Genomic DNA, 20,593 nt, shown 5'->3' on the forward strand with positions numbered 1-20,593 from the left:
CTCACTGCGCCCGGTCGAAGTCCACCTGGCTGTACGCGCGCAGCTTCGAGAGCCGGTGCGTGGAGTCGATCTGGCGGATCGTGCCCGACTTGGAGCGCATCACCAGGGACTGCGTCGTGGCCGTCTCCGAGCGGTAGCGCACTCCGCGCAGCAGTTCGCCGTCGGTGATGCCGGTGGCGACGAAGAAGACGTTGTCCCCGCTGACCAGGTCGGTGGTGTGCAGCACCCGGTCCAGGTCGTGGCCCGCGTCGAGCGCGCGCTGCCGCTCCGCGTCGTCCTTCGGCCACAGCTTGCCCTGGATGGTGCCGCCGAGGCACTTGATCGCACAGGCGGAGATGATGCCCTCGGGGGTGCCGCCGATGCCCATCAGCATGTCGACGCCGGTGCCCTCGCGCACGGCCATCACCGAGCCGGCGACATCGCCGTCCGAGATGAACTTGATGCGCGCGCCGGTCTCGCGGATCTCCTTGACGATGCCCTCGTGGCGGGGGCGGTCAAGGATGACGACCGTGACGTCCTCGGGCGCGGAGTGCTTGGCCTTGGCGACGCGGCGGATGTTCACCGAGACGGGGGCGTTGATGTCCACGAAGTCCGCGGCCTCGGGGCCGGTGACCAGCTTGTCCATGTAGAAGACCGCGGACGGGTCGAACATGGTGCCGCGGTCGGCGGCGGCGAGTACGGCGATGGCGTTGGGCATGCCCTTGGCGTTGAGCGTGGTGCCGTCGATCGGGTCGACGGCGATGTCGACCTCGGCACCGGTCCCGTCGCCGACGCGCTCGCCGTTGAAGAGCATGGGGGCTTCGTCCTTCTCGCCCTCACCGATGACGACGATGCCGTTCATCGAGACGGTGGAGACGAGGGTCCGCATGGCCTTGACGGCCGCTCCGTCGGCACCGATCTTGTCGCCGCGGCCGACCCACCTGCCCGCGGCCATGGCGGCGGCCTCGGTGACCCGGACGAGCTCCAGGGCCAGGTTGCGGTCGGGAGCCTCGGGAGAGACCTCGAGCTGGGACGGCAGACTGTTGTCGGTCATCGGAGCGCACCTTTCTGTACGACGACGGCCGGAATAGAGGGTGCTGCGACTCTATCGGTACGTCGACAAAATGAGCAGTGGGGGCCACGTTTGAGCACGCACCCTTGATGCGACCATGGGGGGCGTGGCAGGTATGCGAGGCAGACAGACGGTGCGCGACATGGTGCTGTCGATGGCGGTGATCGGAGCCGTCGTCGCGGTGATCTATGTGTTCATTCCGCACGACGACAAAGCGGATCCGGTCAAGGCGGTCGACTACCGGGTCGAATTGCTGACGGCACGGCGAGCGGCACCCTATCCGGTGGCGGCGCCCCAGGGCCTGCCGAAGGAGTGGAAGCCGACCTCGGTGACGTACGCGCGGACCTCCGCCGACGCCTGGCACCTCGGGTTCCTCGACCCGGACGGCGAGTACGTCGCGGTGGAGCAGTCGACCGAGCCCGCCCGCAAGTACGTGGCGAAGGTCAGCCAGCGCGCCGAGCGGACCGAGAAGACCCAGCAGGTGAACGGCGTGACCTGGCAGCGCTGGGAGGGTGCGAAGTACGACGCCCTGGTGCGCGAGGACAAGGGCTCGACGACCGTGGTGACCGGAACGGCGTCCCTGGCGCGGCTCGCGGAGATGGCCGCGGCGCTGGAGGCGGAGAAGGCTCCGGAGCCGTCCGTGGCGCCCTGAGGCGGAACCTGCCGCACAGGACCCCGGATTTCCCGCGGCACGGCCTCTGACGGTGGACCGTCCTGAGGTGGAGACAGACATACCGAAGGCCGCCGCACCCTCAGGGGTGCGGCGGCCTTCTGCTGTGCCCTGCGGGTCAGACGGTCGTCACGACGTCCTCGTATGCCAGCCGCGGCGACCGCGGGAAGCTCGCGTCCTCACCGGGCTTGCCGATGTTCACGACGATCAGCGGCGTGTGGTCGCCGTCCAGGAACTCCTTCTGGACGCCCGCGGGGTCGAAGCCCGTCATGGGGCCGGCGGCCAGACCGGCGGCGCGGACGCCGACGATGAAGTACGCGGCCTGGAGGGCGGCGTTGAGACCGGCGGCCTGCTCACGGACCGGGCGCTCGGAGAAGAAGGCGTCCTTGGCCTGCGGGAAGTGCGGGAACAGGGTCGGCAGCTCCTCGTGGAACTCGTTGTCCGCGGCGAGGATCGCGACGAGCGGGGCGGCGGCGGTCTTCGGCCGGTTGCCCTCGGCCATGTGACCCACCAGGCGCTCGCGGGCCTCGGCGGAGCGGACCAGGACGACTCGCAGCGGGCTCTGGTTGAAGGCCGTGGGGCCGTACTTGACCAGGTCGTAGATCGCCTGCACCTGCTCCTCGGTCACCGGCTCGTCGGTGAACGTGTTGGCGGTGCGGGCCTCACGGAAGAGGAGATCCTGGGCGGCGGAGTCGAGAACGAGAGTCATGCTGGTCGAACCTTCCGGTGGTGCAGGGTGTGCTCAGTACGCGGGGGTCAACCCTGTCCCGATGGATTAAATTTCAACTACACGCCGATCGTGATCCGACTCACACTCCACACGCCGCTGACCTGCTCAGTCGTCGGAATCGGCGGTGTCGTCGGTCTCCCTGTCGCCGTCGCCGCCACCGGACAGAGCCGCGTCCAGACGGGCGCGGGCGCCCTCCAGCCAGTGGCGGCACACCTTGGCCAGCTCCTCGCCGCGCTCCCACAGCGCCAGCGACTCCTCGAGCGTCGTACCGCCGGCCTCCAGGCGGCGCACGACCTCGATCAGCTCGTCCCGCGCCTGCTCGTAGCCGAGCGTGCTCTCTTCCGTCCTGGCTGCCATGCCGCCCACCCTATTCGCCCCGTTCGTACTCACTCGGACACCCGTACCGCGAACTCGCCCTCGAAGACCCGCGCCCGCAACTCCTCGCCCGCCGCCACATCGTCCGGCGAGCTGACGACCGCCCCGTCCGTGCGCTGGAGCACCGCGTAACCGCGCTCCATGGTCGCCGCCGGCGACAGCGACAGGACCCGCGCGCGGGTGTGCGACAGCTCGGAGTCCGCACGGTCCAGCAGATGGCCGAGCACCCGCCGGCTGCGGGCGACCAGCGCGTCCACCTCGGCCTCGCGCTCCTCCACCATCCGCTGCGGATGCTCCATCACCGGGCGGGCCAGCGCGTGCGCCAGTCCCCGCTCCTCGCGGTCGAGCAGGGCCCGCACCGTGCGCAGCGCGCGGTCCCGCAGCTGCCGCACCCGCTCCAGCTCCTCGCCGACATCCGGCACGACCTTCTTCGCCGCGTCCGTCGGCGTGGACGCCCGCAGATCGGCCACCAGGTCCAGCAGCGGCGAGTCCGGCTCGTGCCCGATCGCCGACACCACCGGCGTACGGCACTCGGAGACCGCGCGCACCAGCTGCTCGTCCGAGAACGGCAGCAGGTCCTCCACGCTGCCGCCGCCCCGCGCCACGATGATCACGTCCACGTCCGGGAGGCTGTCCAGCTCCTTGACCGCGTGCACCACCTGCGCGACCGCGTGCACGCCCTGCACGGCCACATTGCGCACCTCGAAACGGACCGCGGGCCAGCGACGGCGGGCGTTCTCCAGGACGTCCCGCTCCGCCGCGGACGCCCGGCCGACCACCAGACCCACCCGGTGCGGCAGGAACGGCAGCGGCCGCTTGCGCTCCTGGGCGAACAGCCCCTCGGCGCCCAGCGTCCGTTTCAGCTGCTCCAGCCGCGCAAGCAGCTCGCCGATGCCCACGGGCCGTATCTCCACGGCACGCAACGACAGCTGTCCGCGCGGGGCGTACCACTCGGGCTTGGCGTGGACCACGACCCGCGCGCCCTCCGCCACGACGTCCGCGACCGCGTCGAAGACCTGCCGGAAGCAGGTGACGCTCACCGAGATGTCGTACGAGGGATCGCGTAGGGTCAGGAAGACGACTCCCGCGCCCGGCCGCCGCGACAGCTGAGTGATCTGCCCCTCCACCCAGACCGCGCCGAGCCGGTCGATCCACCCGCCGATCAGCCGTGACACCTCACCGACCGGCAGGGGCGCGTCCGCTGACGTGTTGAGAGCCATACGGGCGAGCGTATCGGCCGCGTACGACAACACCGGCCGTCACGGCCCGCCGCGTGACTCCGCGCCGGGCAAGGGGGTGCGCGGGCGCCTCCACTGGACCGCCAGGACCACCAGTCCCACCCCCAGCCAGACGGCGCCCACCAGCTGCGCCGAGCGGGCCGCCTCGGCGATCACCAGGAGCAGCACGGCGGTGCCGACCACCGGCACCAGCACATGCCGCAGCCAGTCCGGGCGGCCCTCCGCCCGGCGCACGACGAACCAGCCGACGACACTCGCGTGCAGCAGCACGAACGCCGTGAGCGCCCCGATGTCGACCACCGACACCAGCTGGTCCAGACCGTCGTCGAGCCGCGCCGCCCACACCGCGGCGGCCATCGTCACCGCGGCCGCCAGCAGCAGCGCGACCCGTGGCACGCCCGAGTCGGTACGCGACAGCATGTGCGGCAGCCGGCGGTCCCGGCCCATCGCGAACAGCAGCCGGCCGGCCGCCGCCTGCGCGGCCAGCGCCGCGAACGCCGCGCCGATCGCCTTGCTCAGCGCCACCAGATCGTGCAGCCAGGTGCCCACCGAGGCGTCCACCGCGTCGTAGAACGCCGAGCCCTGTGCCGCCGGATCGGCGGCGAGCTCCGCCGACGACACCGGTTCGAGCAGCGCGGCCAGATAGGTCTGCGCGACGAACAGAAAACCCGCGAGGCCCAGGCAGAGCAGTACCGCCCTGGCCACCTTCCGCGACCCGCCGGTGACCTCCTCGGCGAACGAGGCGATCGCGTCGAACCCCAGATACGACAGCACCGCGACCGAGACCGCGCTGAGCACCGCCGTCATCGAGAAGCCCGCGTCCCCGGTGAACGGCGACAGCCAGCCGCGCTGCGCTCCGTCCCGGGCGAGCACCACCACCGCGGACACGGCGAAGACCAGCAGGACGACGATCTCCATCGCCAGCACCGCGAAGCCCACCCGGGCCGCGGCCCGCACGCCCCACAGATTGAGGAGCGTGGTCACCACGACCGCGATCCCCGTCCACACCCACCGGTCGACCTCCGGGATCAGCGCCTCCAGCGCGATGCCCGAGAAGAGGTAGGCGACCGCCGGGATCAGCAGATAGTCGAGCATCGCCATCCACCCGGCGATGAAGCCGGGCCCCTCGCCGAGCCCCTTGCGGGCGTAGGTGAAGACCGACCCGGCCTGCGGGGCGACCCGCACCATCTGCGCGTAACTCGATGCGGTGAACGCCATGGCGATCGTGGCCACGACATAGACGAGCGCCACCGCGCCGTCCGACTTCGCGTCCAGGGTGCCGAAGATGCCGACGGGCGCCATGGGCGCGATGAACAGCAGCCCGTAGACCATGAGGTCACGGAAACCGAGACTGCGCCGCAGACCTGAGCCCGCTTCGTCCTTGCCGTGCCCGCCGTCCCTGCCGTCCGGACCGCTGCTCCCGTCGTCCGGACCGCTGTTCCCGTCGTCCGGCCGGGACATGTCCGCCGCGGCCATCCCGCCCTCCGTCCGTCGCGTACCGTTCATCAGTCTTCCCCCGGGCGGTGATCTCCCGCCTCTTCTGGGCGGCCTTACGATGGGGGGCATGACTGCTACGCCTCCTGCCCGCCGCGTCCTCCTCGCCGCTCCCCGTGGCTACTGCGCGGGCGTGGACCGCGCCGTGATCGCTGTTGAGAAGGCCCTTGAGCAGTACGGCTCGCCGATCTACGTCCGCCACGAGATCGTCCACAACAAATACGTCGTGCAGACCCTCGAGAAGAAGGGCGCGATCTTCGTCGAGGAGACGGCCGAGGTCCCCGAGGGATCGATCGTCATGTTCTCCGCGCACGGCGTCGCCCCGGTCGTCCACGACGAGGCGGCGGAACGCAAGCTCGCCACCATCGACGCGACCTGCCCGCTGGTCACCAAGGTCCACAAGGAAGCGGTCCGCTTCGCGAACGACGACTACGACATCCTGCTCATCGGCCACGACGGCCACGAGGAGGTCATCGGCACCTCCGGCGAGGCCCCCGACCACATCACCCTGGTCGACGGCCCGGACGATGTCGCGAACGTCGAGGTGCGCGACGAGTCCAAGGTCGTCTGGCTCTCCCAGACCACGCTGTCCGTCGACGAGACGATGGAGACGGTGGACAAGCTGAAGGAGAAGTTCCCGCAGCTGATCTCCCCGCCCAGCGATGACATCTGCTACGCCACGCAGAACCGTCAGATCGCGGTCAAGCAGATGGGCGCCGAGGCCGACCTGGTCATCGTCGTCGGCTCGAAGAACTCCTCGAACTCCGTCCGGCTCGTCGAGGTGGCCCTCGGCGCCGGCGCACGCGACGCGCACCTGGTCGACTTCGCGGACGAGATCGACGAGGCCTGGCTGGAGGGCGTCGCCACCGTCGGCGTCACCTCGGGCGCGTCCGTACCGGACGTGCTCGTCGAGGGCGTGCTGGAGTGGCTGTCGCAGCGCGGCTTCGAGGACGTCGAGATCGTGAAGGCCGCCGAGGAGTCCATCACCTTCTCGCTGCCCAAGGAGCTGCGGCGTGATCTGCGCGCGGAGGCCGCGAAGCTGGCGGGTCGGGCGTCCGGGGAGTAACCGACGGGCCCTGCCCGTAACGTTGTGTCCATGAACGTGTTCGGAGTGGACATCGGCGGATCGGGCATCAAGGGCGCTCCCGTGGATCTGGAGCGCGGTGACCTGGCGCAGGAACGACATAAGGTGCTGACCCCGCATCCGGCGACGCCGGATGCGGTGGCGGACGGCGTCGTCGAAGTGGTGCGTCATTTCGACTGGTCGGGGCCGGTGGGCGTGACCTTCCCCGGCGTGGTGACGAGTGGCGTCACCCGCACCGCGGCCAACGTGGACAAGGGCTGGATCGACGTGGACGCGGCCGGACTGCTCAATGAGCGTCTGGGCGGCGTCGGCGTGACCCTGCTGAACGACGCGGACGCGGCGGGCGTGGCGGAGATGACCTTCGGCGCGGGCCGGGGCCGCAAGGGCGTCGTCATGCTGCTGACCTTCGGTACCGGCATCGGCAGCGCACTCTTCGTCGACGGCCGGCTCGTGCCCAACACCGAGCTCGGCCATCTGGAGCTGCACGGTCACGAGGCGGAGAAGCGCGCGTCGACGAAGGTCAAGGACGACGAGGACCTGAGCTGGCCCCACTGGGCGCACCGGGTGCAGAAGTACCTGGCCCATGTGGAGATGCTGTTCTCGCCCGAGCTGTTCATCATCGGCGGCGGCGTCAGCCGCAAGGCCGACAAGTTCGTGCCGCTGATCGAGGGGATCAGGGCCGAGATCGTTCCGGCGGAACTGCAGAACAACGCGGGCATCGTGGGCGCGGCGATGGCGTCGGCGAGCAAGTGACGCCGCTCCTCTCCGCGTGAGAGAGGTTCCAGGTCCTGTCCGGGCGACAGGACCTAGCGGCGGGGCGGGGGTGCGGGCCTGGTGCGGCGCTTGCGTCGTGACATCGCCCGCACCTTGCGTACGCAGGTGATCAGCCCCGCCACGAGCGTTCCGCCGTACAGCCAGCCGGCGTGCACCGCGAGCGAGGTGACCACCGCCATGATCTGGCCGCCGATCCCGCCCTCACCGCCCGAGATCGGCACGATTCCGGTGGCGAAGGCGATGGGCACACCGATCGGGGCGGTGACCAGGTCCGCCTCGCGCACCCAGAGCGCGGTCAGCGCGCACACGGGCAGGAACAGCACCCCGTAGACCACGGCGGAACCGTCGAACAGCAGCCAGACCAGCGAGCCGAGCACCAGCATGGTGGCGGACGCGAAGAGCCCGCCGCCGATACCCGTCAGCCGGGGGTTGGGCAGTCTGCGCAGGGCGAGGACCACGGGGGGCACGTTCCGTGCGGGACGGGCCGCCCGTACCCCGTACACGGCGGGGCCGTCCGCGACCTGCGGGGAGAGGGGCCCGGGAGGCGAAAGGGGTGCCTGCGGGCGCTGCCGGCGCCGGGGGTTGCTCGTCCTGTGCTGCTCCACCGGACCAACGTAGGTTGCGAGTGGGGAGGAATCAGGCACAGGACACGCCCTTTGGGTGACCTTGGCGAAGAGTTCGACTCCCGGCACCCGTCGCTGCGCGGCCGGGGCCGCCCGTAAACTGGGGGATCGGCCCACCATCGGGCCGGGCGCCCATCGCCAGTCCTCACTTCAGGAAGTCGCCAACGTGTCGCTCACGATCGGAATCGTCGGCCTGCCGAATGTCGGCAAGTCGACCCTGTTCAACGCCCTGACCAAGAACGACGTGCTGGCGGCCAACTACCCGTTCGCCACGATCGAGCCGAACGTCGGCGTGGTCGGCGTCCCCGACCCGCGCCTGACCAAGCTGGCGGAGATCTTCTCCTCCCAGCGGGTCCTCCCGGCGACGGTGGACTTCGTCGACATCGCCGGCATCGTGCGCGGCGCGAGCGAGGGCGAGGGCCTGGGCAACAAGTTCCTGGCGAACATCCGGGAGTCCGACGCGATCTGCCAGGTCATCCGCGCCTTCAAGGACGAGAACGTCGTCCACGTCGACGGCAAGGTCTCGCCGAAGGACGACATCGAGACGATCAACACCGAGCTGATCCTGGCCGACCTCCAGACCATCGAGAAGGTCCTGCCGCGCCTGCAGAAGGAATCGCGGATCAAGAAGGACATCGCGCCGAAGGTCAAGGCGGTCGAGGAGGCCAAGGAGATCCTGGAGAAGGGCGACACGCTCTTCTCGGCGGGCATCGTCCAGGGCTCCGGCAACGAGGAGCTCCTGCACGACCTGCACCTCCTCACCACCAAGCCGTTCCTCTACGTCTTCAACGTCGACGAGGACGAGCTGACGGACGACACGTTCAAGGCGGAGCAGAGCGCGCTGGTCGCCCCGGCGGAGGCGATCTTCCTCAACGCGAAGCTGGAGTCGGACCTCGCCGAACTCGATGACGAGGAGGCGCTCGAACTCCTCCAGTCGGTGGGCCAGGAGGAGCCGGGCCTCGCCACGCTGGCCCACGTGGGCTTCCGGACGCTGGGCCTCCAGACGTACCTGACGGCGGGCCCGAAGGAATCCCGCGCCTGGACGATCAAGAAGGGCGCGACGGCTCCGGAGGCGGCGGGTGTGATCCACACCGACTTCCAGAAGGGCTTCATCAAGGCGGAGGTCATCTCCTTCGAGGACCTGGTGGAGACGGGCTCGGTGGCGGACGCGCGCGCGAAGGGGAAGGCGCGGATGGAGGGCAAGGAGTACGTGATGCAGGACGGGGACGTGGTGGAGTTCCGCTTCAACATCTAGTTGAAATTTAAACCACTCTCGTTCTCGGGAACGCGAGCATGAAGGGCCCGCCTCCGTAGGCGGGCCCTTCTGCGTGGCTCTCAATCTGTGCATGCACTAGCGGTCAGATGGCTCCGCGCCACAGACTCGGCTCTGCTTCGCTGAACTGGCGCTCCAGAGTGTCAAGGTCCTCAAGCGTCATACGCATTCTGCGCCGGAAGGCCGCACCGTGGGTAGGTACTTTCAGGTGTGTGAGCTCATGGACGAGAACCAGATCCACGAGGCTCGGCGGTAGCTGCATGAGTGCCCAGTGCAGCCTGATAAAGCCGTCAGGCTCGCAGGCTCCCCATCGTTCTCCAAGCTCTTGGACCGTCACACCCCGTGGAGTGACACCCGTGCGCTCAGCCAGAGGTGCAGCGCGGGCGGATGCCCATCGTGTACCTCGCGCTGTGTACCACTGGGCAATCAGGCGAGCACCTTGTCGCGGGGACTCAGTCTCTGGAAGCTCCAGCCAGCCCTGGTTCAGTCGCACCCGCTTATCCGAACCGGCCTGCACTACTTTTAGCCGGTGGCGGCGCCCGAGGTACGCGAAGCTCGTCCCGCCCACCAGCTCCTTGACAGGTTCCCCTCCGCCATGCCTGCGTCGCTCTACCTCGTCGGCAAGCCGGGGCAGCCGAGAGCGTACAGCTTCAGCGACGGCCTGTGGATCGGCGTCCGCCGGCACAGCGAAGAGCACACCGCCGTCCTCCCGGATCTCAATCCCCAGCGTCCGGCGCCGTGGTCGCACGACGACCTGCCACGTCCACTCCCTTGGCATTGGGAGTGACGCGAGGGCGGACTGGACGGTGAGGCTCACCAGTCATTCGTACCATCTGGCGCTGACAGGGGCCGTGAGCGCCGCCGACGCTGCATCTGCTAACGGGACCGTCTCCCGTAGCGCAGGAAGTCGTCACGGCGCTCCACGGCGAGCTCCAAGAGCCCGGCCGCCAGGTCGGCGGTCGCCTCCCACTCGATGTGGAGGTGGTCTGCCACTCTGAACCGGAGCTCCCTGCGTACATCGTCGCGCGCATCGGGCTGTGCCGGAAAGTGCGGTTGTCTCACCAACGCGGCTATGTCCACGGAGATGCTGCACGCTGCCTCGTAGAGATCTACGTCTTCAGGCACGGAGACAGAGTCGCCCTGCTCCAGCTCTCTAGTCAGCGCTCGGTACACCGGCCCTTCAGTCAGCGGATCGAGGCTCGGACCCGGCTCCTCAACGTCCTCTGTGACATCTCCGACGAGCCGGGTGAGGTCGGCAGCGGCCTGCTCGAAATCCTGGCGCATCCGCTGGACGATCTCTTCCAGGCGGCTGCTGAAGAGCTCATAGCGCGCACGGTCCGTGCCGATATTCGCTGTGATGTGCGTACGCAGCCGACTGATCATGTAGCGGGTCCTGGCGCGTACGTCTTGGTTCGCTTCGACGCGTTCCATGAAGTCGGGCGCGGTCAGCGCGACGGGAGGAATCCGCAACTCAACACCGGTGACCCGGATGTGGTCGGCGATGAGCTTGCGCACCTTGGCGCCGTACCGGCGCGGGCTGAACTCGTCGCGACCGTCCAGGTAGCTCTGACGTGCCAGATACTGGACTTCGCCGAGGTGGCCGGCCAGTTGCTCGTAGATGAGTGCGTACGGACGGGGAAGGACAGCGCCGAGGGCGGTAAGGAAGGCGCGCACCAGCTCGTCGAACTCACCACGTGCCAGCGGGTCGGCTAGCTCTTCCAGGAGCGCCTCACGGCGTTGCTCGTCGGCCAGGGAAATGGTTCCGTAGATGTCGTACGAGGCTAGGTTTCGTGCTTCTAGGAAGCGGGAGACAGAGCTGTGCAGGTCTTTCAGGAGCTTGTCGGCAGCAGCGTCTGCCTGAAGGAGCAGTCCGTCCCCGGTGGGCTGATCTCCCGCGAAGTCCCGTGCGAGGTGGTCGACGCTGACGTCCTGGTAGCCGTAGACCTGGCGCAGGTGATGTTGTTCGTAGTCGCGCAACGAGCGGGCCAAATCGTTGCCGATGCCCACGAAGTCGACGACCAAGCCCCACCTCTTGCGTGGGTATGGGCGGTTAGTGCGCGCTACGGCTTGGAGAAGTCCCACACCGGAGAGGGCACAGTCCAAGTAGAGGACCTGCTCAACGGGTGCGTCGAAGCCTGTCAGGAGCATCGACTGGACGACGAGGAAGGCCAACGGCTCGGCTGCTTCCTGATCGTCGTCCGTGGTATCCCAACGATCCTTATCCGTCACTTCGCTGGTTTCTTCCCCAGCTGTCCAGACATCAGTCACAGGTGCCTCGGGTGAGAACAGTCCCTGACCTGGCATCCCGTGCGGATCAACATCCCAAGACGGATCGACCGCAGAGCCGAGCGGATCGCCAAGTCCCGCTTTGAATCGCTCGATGTGCGAGTCTTGCCGGGATTTCAATGTCCAGTCCCGCCAATCCGCGGGATCTTTCTGCCGATCACCGTGGATCACCACTGCGGCGTCGATGGAAGCGAGGACATCCCGGTGGGGGAGGACGGCCAGGAGCTCTCGTGTCTCCTCGTTGGCACCGAGCACTGCTGCCGGATCGTGGCGTAGGGCTGGGTCCAGGGCATCGAGCTGGCGGACCAGTCGGTCACGGGCGAAAAGCAGAGCGCTCCGGTACCGGACAGCCGCACGCCGGGACACTGCGACCAACTGGGCACCGAATCGGTCGGGCATAGCGTTGACCGCCCAGTGCCGCAGCATGTAGTCGGCCTTGTCCGCGATCACAGAGTGGGCTTCGAGCACCTCTTTCCGGCGTGCAAACTTCCGCAGCACGCGTTCACGCTGCTGCGGATCAGCAGGAACCTGAGTGTCGAATTTGGCGTCCAACGCGGCCTTCTCAACGACCTCCAAAGGCACGTCGTACGCCTCGTAGCGCACTGGCACGACAGATCGGTCCTGTTCGGCGTCACGCAGCGTGTACGTGTCGACGATCGGCCCAAAGATCTCCTCGGTCTTCTTGCGTGCGTCGCTGATAATGGGCGTTCCGGTGAAACCGACAAGCACGGCGTTGGGCAACAGTGCTCGAAGCCGGGCGTGTAGCCAGCGGTCCTGGCCTCTGTGAGCCTCGTCGATGAGGACCACGATGCGTGAACTGGGATTGGCGACGTTGACTTGAACGTGTGTCTTCTCTTGGCCCGCAGTGCCCAGCTTCTCCTCGCGCCCGTCGTAAGCGGTGTCGTCGCGCTGGGCCTTCTGGAGCATGACCAAGACGACATCGGGCACTCGGACGGCGAGGTGAGCACGTGCGTCCGCCACCCCTTCCGCTCGGTGGACGGTCTCCTCAGCCGCGGCCATCGACTCCAGAATCTGCTTCTCGAGATCGATGCGGTCCGTGACGACAACGACTTTGTGCGCCTTGAGCTGCTGGCTGCTCCTGAGATGACGCACCAGGAAGGCCATGGTGAGGCTCTTGCCAGAGCCCTGAGTGTGCCAAATGACCCCACCCCGCTGGCTGGCCTCGTGTCCTGCCGCGATCGCTGTCGTGCGCTCCCTGAGCGCTCGGGCGAGCCGGCGGACGGCCCGGAACTGCTGATAACGACCGACTACCTTGAGCGTGTGACCGCCCTGGCCGCGCTCAGTGGTGAAATCTCGCACTAGCGTCAGAAGGTGGCCGGGGGTAAGCACCCCCGTGACCAGCACGGCCATGTCGGTGTCGCAGCCATCGGCGGGCGCGGGCTCAGTTGTGCGCCAGGGCGTGAAGTACTCGGGGGTTGAGGTGACGGTGCCGAGCTCGGCGTAGGTCCTGTCGGTGCCGATCAGGACCTGAGCGTACCGAGTGAACTCCGGCACAGGCGCGGGGGACTCAAGGCTTGCGTACCGGCAGACTTGGCCGACAGCGTCGTCCAAGGCAGCCCTGCTGTCGCTTCCAGAGGTGAGCGGGGCCTTGCATTCGATGACAACCCAAGGCAGCCCGTTGACGAATAGCACGAGGTCCGGGGTGACATGGGACAGCCCTTCGCGGTCCACGCGGAACTGGCTCACTGCCAGGAAATCATTACGCCCGCCGTTTTCCCCGTCCCAGTCGACAAGCTGGACATGCTCGGGGTCGCCCTTCCGCCAGCCAGGCAGGGTCCGGGCATTGACGCCATCGCGTAGCAACTTCGTGACCGCGAGGTTGGCGGCTACCCCTCGTTCGGCCGGCCCCTGGCCTGGGGCGGTGCCCAGGACGAGGGCGAGGAGACGGTCGAGCTGGGCGGGAGTCAGCCACGTTCCGCCGCCTCCGGGGGCAGGGTTGATCTTGGCTACGGCGTCCCGGAAGCGATCCCCGTAGAGGACATCTTTGTACGTGGCTCGTTGAGACAGTGCGGCGCTGCTGACCGGCTTTCCAGGAGTGGCTCCTTCCAGGTGCTCCCACCCGAGTCCGACCAGCTGCCTGATCAGCGGCTTCTCGGTCTTCAGATGCTCCGGTCCCGCTTGCTCCAGTCCGGCGTCTTCTGGTAGCCCCTGCTGCCCACCCACTGCTGAACTCCCTGCCTCTCACAAGTACGTACCAGTGCCATCCTGGGATATAGGGCAACCCTACGTCTGGACAGTGATCCAGCCAGAGGCGTTTCGGCCTTTGACCAAGCCGTGAGGTGGGGCAGCAAGAGACTTGGGACAGTGCCGAATCGAAGCCTCTGGTCGCGTATCGCCGGTACGTATGCTTCCTCGTCTGCGGCGCCTCGTCCCATCGGGGCGCCCGCCGCGGCAAGTATCACCAAGCTTGCGGGAATGGCCGTCCGTGACGAAGTGGCGGATCCGTTCAGGTCTCGGACATCTTCGAGTGACCGGTGAGCAGGTCTTCGATCACGCCTCGCTGAACCGCGCGCAGTTTGGCGATCTGTTTCTCCAGCTCCCCGGCCCGCTTCCGAGCGGCCCGGAGCGGCCCCAGAAGCCGTTCCTGCTCGTCCAGCGGCGGCACAGGGACCGGCATTTTTTTGACCTGCGTCGAGTTGATCGATGCGAGGTTCGTCGTCTGCTTGCCGACTCGCTGGAAATACGCACGTCCGACGGGCGAGGCGGTGTATAGCGCGAGGAAGTCGGGCGTCATGCGTTCACCGCATCGGACCCGGAAGACGTGGTTCTGGTGCAGGCAGCGCTCAATCTGGCCATCCCAGACCGCGCCCCGGCCAAGTTTGTCGAGGTCTCCCCCTTCTGTGAGTAGCAGATCTCCCGGTTTGAGAGCGTACCGCTCGAACTGTGCACTGAGAATCCGGACTCGCTTCACGTCAGTCGTATCGATGCGACCGTCCAGAACGTTGGCGACGCGCAGATAGGGCAGCTCAACCGTCCCATCCCCCACGGGCTCTGAGCCGAGCGTTACGCCGGCCGCCACTGTTGCAACGGTCTCTAGAGGGACCTGATCCCACTCATCCCACTTTGCGGGGGCCAGTGCTTGCTCTGTAACTCGGAGCTTTTCAAGCACTCCGTCCAGCGCCACGATCCACCGCTCAAATGCCGAGTGCGCGGCGACGATCCGGCGCTGCTCCTGAAGTGGAGGGACACCGATCGCAAGTTCCTGGAGACGGTCGGTATCCAGTCTCCCAGTGCCGTGGCTCGTATCTTCTACCAGGCGCAGGATCTGATCGGTATGCGCCCGCATGGAATGGGCGAGGAAGTAGGCGTCGATTCCGTCGGCAGGGATGAGCGCCTTGACGTCCTGTCCGAATGCCACATCTCGTGCTGCGACACCGATGCGGAACTCGGACTTGAGGCTCATTCCTCGAACCACGAACAGGGTTGTGCCCTTGGCGACAAGTCGCGAACCGGTCTTCGCCCCCAGGGGGGTTAGACGACGCTCAGAATCGGAAATCCGAAATGACTTGAGGCTTGCGCCACTAATCCACGGGATATCACCATCCCAGTAGGCGGGGTTAGAGGTGCTGGGTGTCCCTCCTGACAGCCATGTTCCAGCTTCTCCCAGTGGCACAGATCGCCAATTGCAAGAGCTCGCTGTCTTGACCGTGTGTTTACCGCTCATAACCCAGCTCCTCAAGCCACTTCCCTAGCTCCCCCTTTGCCAGGTCGCTTTCTCCTTCCAACTCGCTCAACGACACCGCATACTTTTCCACCCACCGCCGAAACACTGCGACCAGTTCCAGGCGCCCTACTGCGACTGCCGCGTCGAGCCGTCCCGTCAGATCCTCGTTGAGGACAGTCAGGACAACTTCCTGAGTCCGCTCCTTGTCTGCGAGGACGACGTCCGCGGCTGCAATCAGCTCTGTCAGGAACCGGTCGTCGAGCGCCTTGCGCTTCTTCATAGCTGCCGTACGAGCCTTCCTGCACCTTGCCCACTCAGCCTCAAGACGGGCTAGCTCATCCGACGAGACCGGCTCGGCAGCGTTCTCCTCAGGAGAAGTACCCTCGTCCTCGCCCTCCTCCGGCGTCGGCTTAGCCGCCGATACCGCTTCCGCCGCTTCCTTGAACGCTGCGTCGGTTGTTGCGACCTCCGCTTCTACGACTGCGTACTGCGTGAGGAATTCCGGGATGAGGTGACGTACGACCATCTGGTCCATCGCGCGGCGGCGATCGGCAGCCGAGATCGTTACCTTCGGCTTCTTTGCAGAGCCGGTGCTGCTGACAGCACCCTCTGCCGGCCTCACGATTGCCTCTGTCGAGTCGACCCAGCCTTCGAGTACGCGGGCAAAACCACCAGCGGCCAGAGCCTTCATGTCATAACGCGCGTGCGTCCACCAATCGGCAATGATGCCCGACGTGCGGTACTCGTCGAGAACCTTCACGCCCCCGATGGACTCCGTGAAGCCAGCGATTAGCCCGGCTCGCAGATCCATCAACTTTCCATCTTCAGCCAGCTGAGAGAAGAGGAGTGCCCCCTTCTTCCACCAGTCGGCGTACGCCGCCCGCAGCGAGGCTTCCTTCGTGGCGGCCTGTTCCGCAATGCGGCTGACAGTGGCATCAGGGTCTTCGGGCAGGAAGTTGTAGTAGTCGGGGTCGCCGACGCGTGCGGCGAACAACGTGGACGCGTCGACTCCGTATGCCCCGAACAGGTCTGACTGCGCTGCTACTTCCTTGACCGGGACGCCGCCGTACAGATGAGCCCGCACATCCTGCGGTTCTGCAGGCGGTGAATTGTCTACCCAGCGGCGGATGTTGAGGTTGGCTCCCTCCGCGAGGAGGTCATTCACCTCCACCCATCGCGAGTAGCCCGGCAGGGACCGCCCCCGCTGGAACACCGTGACGATCTTCTCGACGTGCTCGGGGCCCAGCTCGTTCTGGTTGCGGCCAACCGTGAACTCCCGATCGGCGTTGATGAAGAGGACCTTCTTGCTCCGGTCGGGGTGCTTACGGCGTGGCCGGCGCAGGATGAGAACGCAGGCGGGGATGCCGACGCCGTAGAAGAGGTTCGGGCCGAGGCCGATCACCGCCTCTACGCAGTCGTCGCGCAGCAGCTCCTCGCGGATCTCCTTCTCCTTGCCTCCGCGGAAAAGGACCCCGTGCGGCATCACCACGGCGACCACACCCCGCTCGTCCAGCACCGAAACCATATGCTGGACGAACATCAAGTCGGCCTTTTTGCCCTTCTCGGGTGCCCATCCCCAGTTCATGCGCGTGCCGTGTAGAGCGTCGGCGGCGGCCACCTGCGCCTGGTCGTACGGCTGGGAGAAGGGTGGGTTGGAGAGGACCTTGGTGAAGGTGCGCAGGCGTCTGTTCTCGTCAAGGTGGAGCGGCTCAGTGAGCGTGTCGCCATGCTGGAGGTCGAACTTCCGGATCCCGTGCAGCACCATGTTCATGCTGGCCATCGACCAGGACGCAGGATTGCGGTCCTGGCCGTTGATGCCGAGCTCGTCGGGGTTGCCGCCGTGCTCCTCGACGTATTCTCGGGCGGCGATCAGCATGCCACCGGAGCCCATGCAGGGGTCGTAGACGCTTTCCATCGGCTGCGGGTCGAGCAGGCGTACCAGCATCCGCACCACAGAGCGCGGTGTGTAGAACTCGCCACCGCTTTGCCCGGCGGAGTCCGCGAACCGGCCCAACAGGTACTCGTATGCCGCCCCCAACATGTCGGGGAATTCGAAGTCTTCGTTGCGGAGCCGATAGAGACTGAAGTGCCGGATCAGGGCGAGCAGTTCGTTCGGTGTAAAGCGGGATTTGTTGCCGGCGACTGCGTTGAACTCGATATGCGAGGCGACGCCGGACAGTCTGCTGTTGCCTTCCTGGAGTGCGACGAGCGCCTTGTCCAGGTATTCCCCCACCTTCATCAGATTTCCGTCCGGTCCCCTGGTCTCTGCGGTGAGACCCTCGATTCCCGGCACGGTCTGTTCCTGATGTTCGGGGTCGAGCACGTGCGGCCCGGTCCACCAGCGAGCACGTGGCGGGACGTAAAAGACGTGGCGGTAGAAGTCGGGGTTGTCGGCCCGTTTCAAGGCCAGCTCCACACTGCCGGTCTCCTTTTTCCGCTCCTCATAGACGCGCTTCCACTCAGGCTCGAATTCATCCGAGGCGCGCTTCAGGAACAGCATTCCGAAGATGTAGTCCCGGTAGTCGGAAGGCTCCATGCGTCCGCGCAGGATGTCGGCGGCCGCGAAGAGGTGCCGCTCCAGCTGGGGAAGGGTGATGCGGGCCACGCGCCGGTCCTTCGTGGGGGTCGGAAGTGAGGGAGAGTGCCAGGGCAGCGTAGTGGCCCCGGGGCTTCGGGCGGAAACCGCTCGACGTAGTCGATCTTAAGAGGCTGCGTCAGTCGTCGTCGTGCTCGATGCCCAGGCTGACGAGGAGACGCCACACATCGGTGGACGGGTCCCGGTCCAAGATCTTGCAGTCCAGAGCATGCCCGGAGCGTGCAGCCCACTTGCGGGGGGACTGAGGCAGGTGGTCGGGGTTGTCCAGACTGGTGCGGTCGACAGGAGTGGCCTTGTGCTGGCTTGCTTTGCACGCGCCGTGTTCGCACTGCGAGACGAGACTCTTGGCGTGCGCAATGGCTGCCTTAGTTCTCCCCTCAAGCGCTTTTCGACGCGACCCCTGGATACTCTTGTCATTCTTTTTGTCGAAGCGCTTAAACGCCGGATCGGTCGCGCGGAGCTTGTTCACTACGTCTGTACTCTTCCCGCTCTGGCGCCCGCCGTACGCCTGGAAGTGAAGAAGCAGCCACAGGTCGAAGGATGGGTGGGAGAAGCAAATTTCCGTACTATCGGCCGCGCCGTATTCGAGCGCCTGTGGAATCTGAGTGTGTTCGTCCCGGTCGAAAAGCGCCCAGGTCTCGTCCGTGGCGGCATGCTCGCGCACAGCCTCAACAACCTGCTCCGGCAGAAGACCATTCGCCTTGCAAACGGGGACGATTCGGAAAGGCTGCCCCGTCCTCTCTCCAGACCCAAAGCGTTTGACCAGGTAATCCAGGTAATCGGGTTCCGTCGACTCGCCCTCGCAGCCCACATAGAGGACCCGCTCTTGCTTATACTCCGCTACCTGAACGGTCGTCAGCGAACGCTCTTTGTCGTTGCTTCCCGTGCGCCTTTTCCGCTTCCTCGGCGCCGCCTCGCGCTCATCGAGGCCCAATGCTTGCTCTTGCCCGCCCCACCCGCTCACGCTGACGCCTTCGCCTCCTGCTCGCGTTCCCGTTCCTTCTCCCGCCAGGCCAGAGCGCGGGCAATCTCGCCCACGCTGACACGGGGTGAACCTCCGTATCGACCACGCAGGTATCCGCGTTCCAGGTCCTCGTCATCGCCAGGTCCGGCTGCTGCGAGCGGATACAGGTCCGTCGCGCCTGAGGTCTTCTTCGACGTGATCCACACCTGTTCGCGGGCAAGCGGGCGATCCAGGACTGCAGTGCCCAGGAGCGTTGCGTCGTGCGTGGTGAAGATCAGTTGCGCACTGCGTGGGTTGGACTTCGGGTCCTGGAAGAGTCGAACGACCTCGGCAGCCAATGTGGGATGGAGGCTGGAATCGAGCTCATCCACCAGGAGCACTGCGCCGGCATCGAGGACGGAGAGCATCGGGCCGAGGAAAGCGAACCAGGAGTGTGTCCCGAGCGATTCCTCGCCGAGGAAATCGAGGGCGACGTCTCTACCGTCCGAGCTGCGATGGCGCAGGGTGATCTCGCCAGTCTCGCGGTCGATGTCGATGCCGCTGATACCCAGGTCAGCAACGGAAAGCAGTTCGATTAGCCACTCTCGGTAGTCCTTGCCGCGCTTCGGATCGGCTAGTAGCCGCCGGGTCCAGTCACTTCTGGCTTTGACGTCCCGGCCGGGAGTCATAAGCCACAAATTGTTCAAGAACCACCTGTGGAGGGCGGTAAGCTGCGGGTCGTTCAGGGTGGCACCCGTGGACAAGAAGAGAGCGTCGGGGCGGGTGACGGGCACGAGTACGTCCTGCTTCCCGAGAAATCCGAAGTCAGAGTCGGGATCGGAGCTGGGAAAGAGGAACTCTCCGCCCTCCGCTTCTGGGCGGTCAGCCTCTCGGTCGAACCAGACGACGCGTTTACCCTCCGGGTAGGCGTGCAGCCATTCAGCTTCTACCCGCTCGTCCGAGAGTTCGAAGCCGTACGTGTAACGGACGGGTTTCACGCCCAGCATGAGATCGACTTCATAGAGCGTCGTCTCGTCCACGGCTTCCGCGTCTAGCTTGAACGGCTGCCGCGGCACGCTCGGCTTGGCAGCCCACTCGGCGAATGATGTCCGTACGGCGTCCCGCATATCGAACAGAGCCCGAAGAAGGTTCGTCTTGCCTGAAGCGTTCGCACCGAAGATGCCGACCACGGGGAGGACTGACACAGCCTTGCCCTGGTCACGGAGCGTGGTCACTCGCGCTGCACTGGCACCAGCTGCGGTGTCGACCAACGACAGCTCGCACTCATCGCGGATCGAGCGGTGATTGGCCACCCGAAAGCGGAGGAGCACCCTCGACCTCCCCTGAGACGGGTTGAAGTCCCGTCTGCTGTTACATGAACCCATGCGGACTATCCGCAAGCGCAGCCTATGCCGGTGGACTGACAGCGGCCAGTCCCGGCCCTGCTAACAGGCGAGAGAGTATCTATGTGCAGCAACGTCGTGGTGGTGGCTGCTCCGGCTCCTCCGAAGCCGGAGCAGCCCCCCTCGATCTTCGATGATCGTCTAGAAGGGGGACGATGCGTCTTAGCGGATGATCTTGATGCTGGAGGGTGTCAGGCGCGGGTATGAGCATGACTGGTCGGGCCCTGGCGACGCTGGGTGTCCCAGCAGGCTTGGCGCTCGGGTACCTGCCGCTTCTTCGGGTTACCTCGACTGTCGGGGGCGGCGCTCGCCCTCAGTGGCGATCTTCCTCGTAGCTCTGCCCGGATGTGCTTCAACGTGTAGCGGCT

16 protein-coding genes are annotated in these 20,593 nt (G+C 66.5%); 4 read left to right on the top strand and 12 right to left on the bottom strand.

Annotated features, from left to right (window positions below; all coding sequences use genetic code 11):
- Position 1: 1 nt before the first annotated feature.
- Positions 2-1,033 (bottom strand): class II fructose-bisphosphatase, encoded by a 1,032-nt coding sequence (glpX, locus tag ACFWU3_RS16920; RefSeq protein ID WP_313944346.1) that lies wholly within the window; start codon positions 1,031-1,033, stop codon positions 2-4.
- 115 nt (positions 1,034-1,148) lie between these two features.
- On the opposite strand from glpX, the gene ACFWU3_RS16925 reads away from it, so the two are divergent.
- Positions 1,149-1,703, top strand: coding sequence for a DUF4245 domain-containing protein (locus ACFWU3_RS16925; RefSeq protein WP_384437404.1), 555 nt, complete (start codon positions 1,149-1,151; stop codon positions 1,701-1,703).
- Positions 1,704-1,839: 136 nt separating this feature from the next.
- On the opposite strand, the gene ACFWU3_RS16930 is transcribed toward ACFWU3_RS16925, so the two are convergent.
- The 4 genes from ACFWU3_RS16930 to ACFWU3_RS16945 all read right to left on the bottom strand — a co-directional run bounded on the left by ACFWU3_RS16930 (position 1,840) and on the right by ACFWU3_RS16945 (position 5,396).
- Positions 1,840-2,430 carry a malonic semialdehyde reductase gene (locus ACFWU3_RS16930; protein ID WP_384437407.1) on the bottom strand — a complete coding sequence of 197 codons (591 nt, stop codon included), beginning with the start codon at positions 2,428-2,430 and terminating at the stop codon, positions 1,840-1,842.
- Positions 2,431-2,556: 126 nt separating this feature from the next.
- Entirely contained in the window at positions 2,557-2,808 is a 252-nt protein-coding gene (locus ACFWU3_RS16935) for an exodeoxyribonuclease VII small subunit (protein ID WP_384437410.1), read from the bottom strand.
- 29 nt (positions 2,809-2,837) lie between these two features.
- Complete coding sequence (gene xseA / locus ACFWU3_RS16940) at positions 2,838-4,046, bottom strand: exodeoxyribonuclease VII large subunit (protein ID WP_384437412.1); 1,209 nt, start codon at positions 4,044-4,046, stop codon at positions 2,838-2,840.
- A gap of 39 nt (positions 4,047-4,085) precedes the next feature.
- Complete coding sequence (locus tag ACFWU3_RS16945; RefSeq protein ID WP_384437514.1) at positions 4,086-5,396, bottom strand: APC family permease; 1,311 nt, start codon at positions 5,394-5,396, stop codon at positions 4,086-4,088.
- 223 nt (positions 5,397-5,619) lie between these two features.
- Between ACFWU3_RS16945 and ACFWU3_RS16950 the strand changes: the two genes are divergently transcribed.
- Both ACFWU3_RS16950 and ppgK read left to right on the top strand, forming a co-directional pair.
- Complete coding sequence (locus tag ACFWU3_RS16950) at positions 5,620-6,624, top strand: 4-hydroxy-3-methylbut-2-enyl diphosphate reductase (protein WP_384437415.1); 1,005 nt, start codon at positions 5,620-5,622, stop codon at positions 6,622-6,624.
- Between the two features lie 30 nt (positions 6,625-6,654).
- Positions 6,655-7,395 (top strand): polyphosphate--glucose phosphotransferase, encoded by a 741-nt coding sequence (ppgK, locus tag ACFWU3_RS16955; RefSeq protein ID WP_384437418.1) that lies wholly within the window; start codon positions 6,655-6,657, stop codon positions 7,393-7,395.
- A gap of 53 nt (positions 7,396-7,448) precedes the next feature.
- Here the strand turns inward: ppgK and ACFWU3_RS16960 are convergent, their stop codons facing one another.
- Positions 7,449-8,021, bottom strand: a complete 573-nt coding sequence (locus ACFWU3_RS16960) for a DUF6542 domain-containing protein (RefSeq protein WP_384437422.1) — start codon at positions 8,019-8,021, stop codon at positions 7,449-7,451.
- 184 nt (positions 8,022-8,205) lie between these two features.
- Here ACFWU3_RS16960 and ychF point away from each other — a divergent pair, with 184 nt between their 5' ends.
- Positions 8,206-9,294 (top strand): redox-regulated ATPase YchF, encoded by a 1,089-nt coding sequence (gene ychF / locus ACFWU3_RS16965; RefSeq protein WP_384437424.1) that lies wholly within the window; start codon positions 8,206-8,208, stop codon positions 9,292-9,294.
- A 103-nt stretch (positions 9,295-9,397) separates the two neighbouring features.
- On the opposite strand, the gene ACFWU3_RS16970 is transcribed toward ychF, so the two are convergent.
- The 6 genes from ACFWU3_RS16970 to ACFWU3_RS16995 all read right to left on the bottom strand — a co-directional run bounded on the left by ACFWU3_RS16970 (position 9,398) and on the right by ACFWU3_RS16995 (position 20,153).
- Positions 9,398-10,090 carry a M48 family metallopeptidase gene (locus ACFWU3_RS16970; protein ID WP_384437517.1) on the bottom strand — a complete coding sequence of 231 codons (693 nt, stop codon included), beginning with the start codon at positions 10,088-10,090 and terminating at the stop codon, positions 9,398-9,400.
- A 98-nt stretch (positions 10,091-10,188) separates the two neighbouring features.
- Positions 10,189-13,782 (bottom strand): type I restriction endonuclease subunit R, encoded by a 3,594-nt coding sequence (locus ACFWU3_RS16975; protein WP_384437427.1) that lies wholly within the window; start codon positions 13,780-13,782, stop codon positions 10,189-10,191.
- A gap of 283 nt (positions 13,783-14,065) precedes the next feature.
- On the bottom strand, positions 14,066-15,283 hold the full coding sequence (locus ACFWU3_RS16980) for a restriction endonuclease subunit S (RefSeq protein WP_384437430.1): 1,218 nt from the start codon (positions 15,281-15,283) through the stop codon (positions 14,066-14,068).
- The gene (locus ACFWU3_RS16985) at positions 15,273-17,888 is read right to left on the bottom strand and encodes an N-6 DNA methylase (protein ID WP_384437433.1); all 2,616 of its coding nucleotides are present in this window, start codon (positions 17,886-17,888) and stop codon (positions 15,273-15,275) included. Before ACFWU3_RS16985 ends, ACFWU3_RS16980 begins: the two co-directional genes overlap by 11 nt.
- Positions 17,889-17,997: 109 nt before the next feature.
- A complete protein-coding gene (locus ACFWU3_RS16990; protein WP_384437435.1) occupies positions 17,998-18,813 on the bottom strand; it encodes an RloB family protein in 816 nt (271 codons plus the stop codon).
- A 26-nt stretch (positions 18,814-18,839) separates the two neighbouring features.
- On the bottom strand, positions 18,840-20,153 hold the full coding sequence (locus tag ACFWU3_RS16995; RefSeq protein ID WP_384437438.1) for an ATP/GTP-binding protein: 1,314 nt from the start codon (positions 20,151-20,153) through the stop codon (positions 18,840-18,842).
- Between the last annotated feature and the right edge of the window lie 440 nt (positions 20,154-20,593).

It is taken from the genome of Streptomyces sp. NPDC058685, assembly GCF_042714725.1.
In the GTDB taxonomy this organism is placed as follows: Bacteria; Actinomycetota; Actinomycetes; order Streptomycetales; family Streptomycetaceae; genus Streptomyces.

Coding starts and splice junctions, on each gene's coding strand:
- glpX (WP_313944346.1), bottom strand. CDS start 1,033: ATGACCGACAACAGTCTGCCGTCCCAGCTCGAGGTCTCTCCCGAGGCT.
- ACFWU3_RS16925 (WP_384437404.1), top strand. CDS start 1,149: ATGGGGGGCGTGGCAGGTATGCGAGGCAGACAGACGGTGCGCGACATG.
- ACFWU3_RS16930 (WP_384437407.1), bottom strand. CDS start 2,430: ATGACTCTCGTTCTCGACTCCGCCGCCCAGGATCTCCTCTTCCGTGAG.
- ACFWU3_RS16935 (WP_384437410.1), bottom strand. CDS start 2,808: ATGGCAGCCAGGACGGAAGAGAGCACGCTCGGCTACGAGCAGGCGCGG.
- xseA (WP_384437412.1), bottom strand. CDS start 4,046: ATGGCTCTCAACACGTCAGCGGACGCGCCCCTGCCGGTCGGTGAGGTG.
- ACFWU3_RS16945 (WP_384437514.1), bottom strand. CDS start 5,396: ATGGTCTACGGGCTGCTGTTCATCGCGCCCATGGCGCCCGTCGGCATC.
- ACFWU3_RS16950 (WP_384437415.1), top strand. CDS start 5,620: ATGGGGGGCATGACTGCTACGCCTCCTGCCCGCCGCGTCCTCCTCGCC.
- ppgK (WP_384437418.1), top strand. CDS start 6,655: ATGAACGTGTTCGGAGTGGACATCGGCGGATCGGGCATCAAGGGCGCT.
- ACFWU3_RS16970 (WP_384437517.1), bottom strand. CDS start 10,090: ATGCCAAGGGAGTGGACGTGGCAGGTCGTCGTGCGACCACGGCGCCGG.
- ACFWU3_RS16980 (WP_384437430.1), bottom strand. CDS start 15,283: ATGAGCGGTAAACACACGGTCAAGACAGCGAGCTCTTGCAATTGGCGA.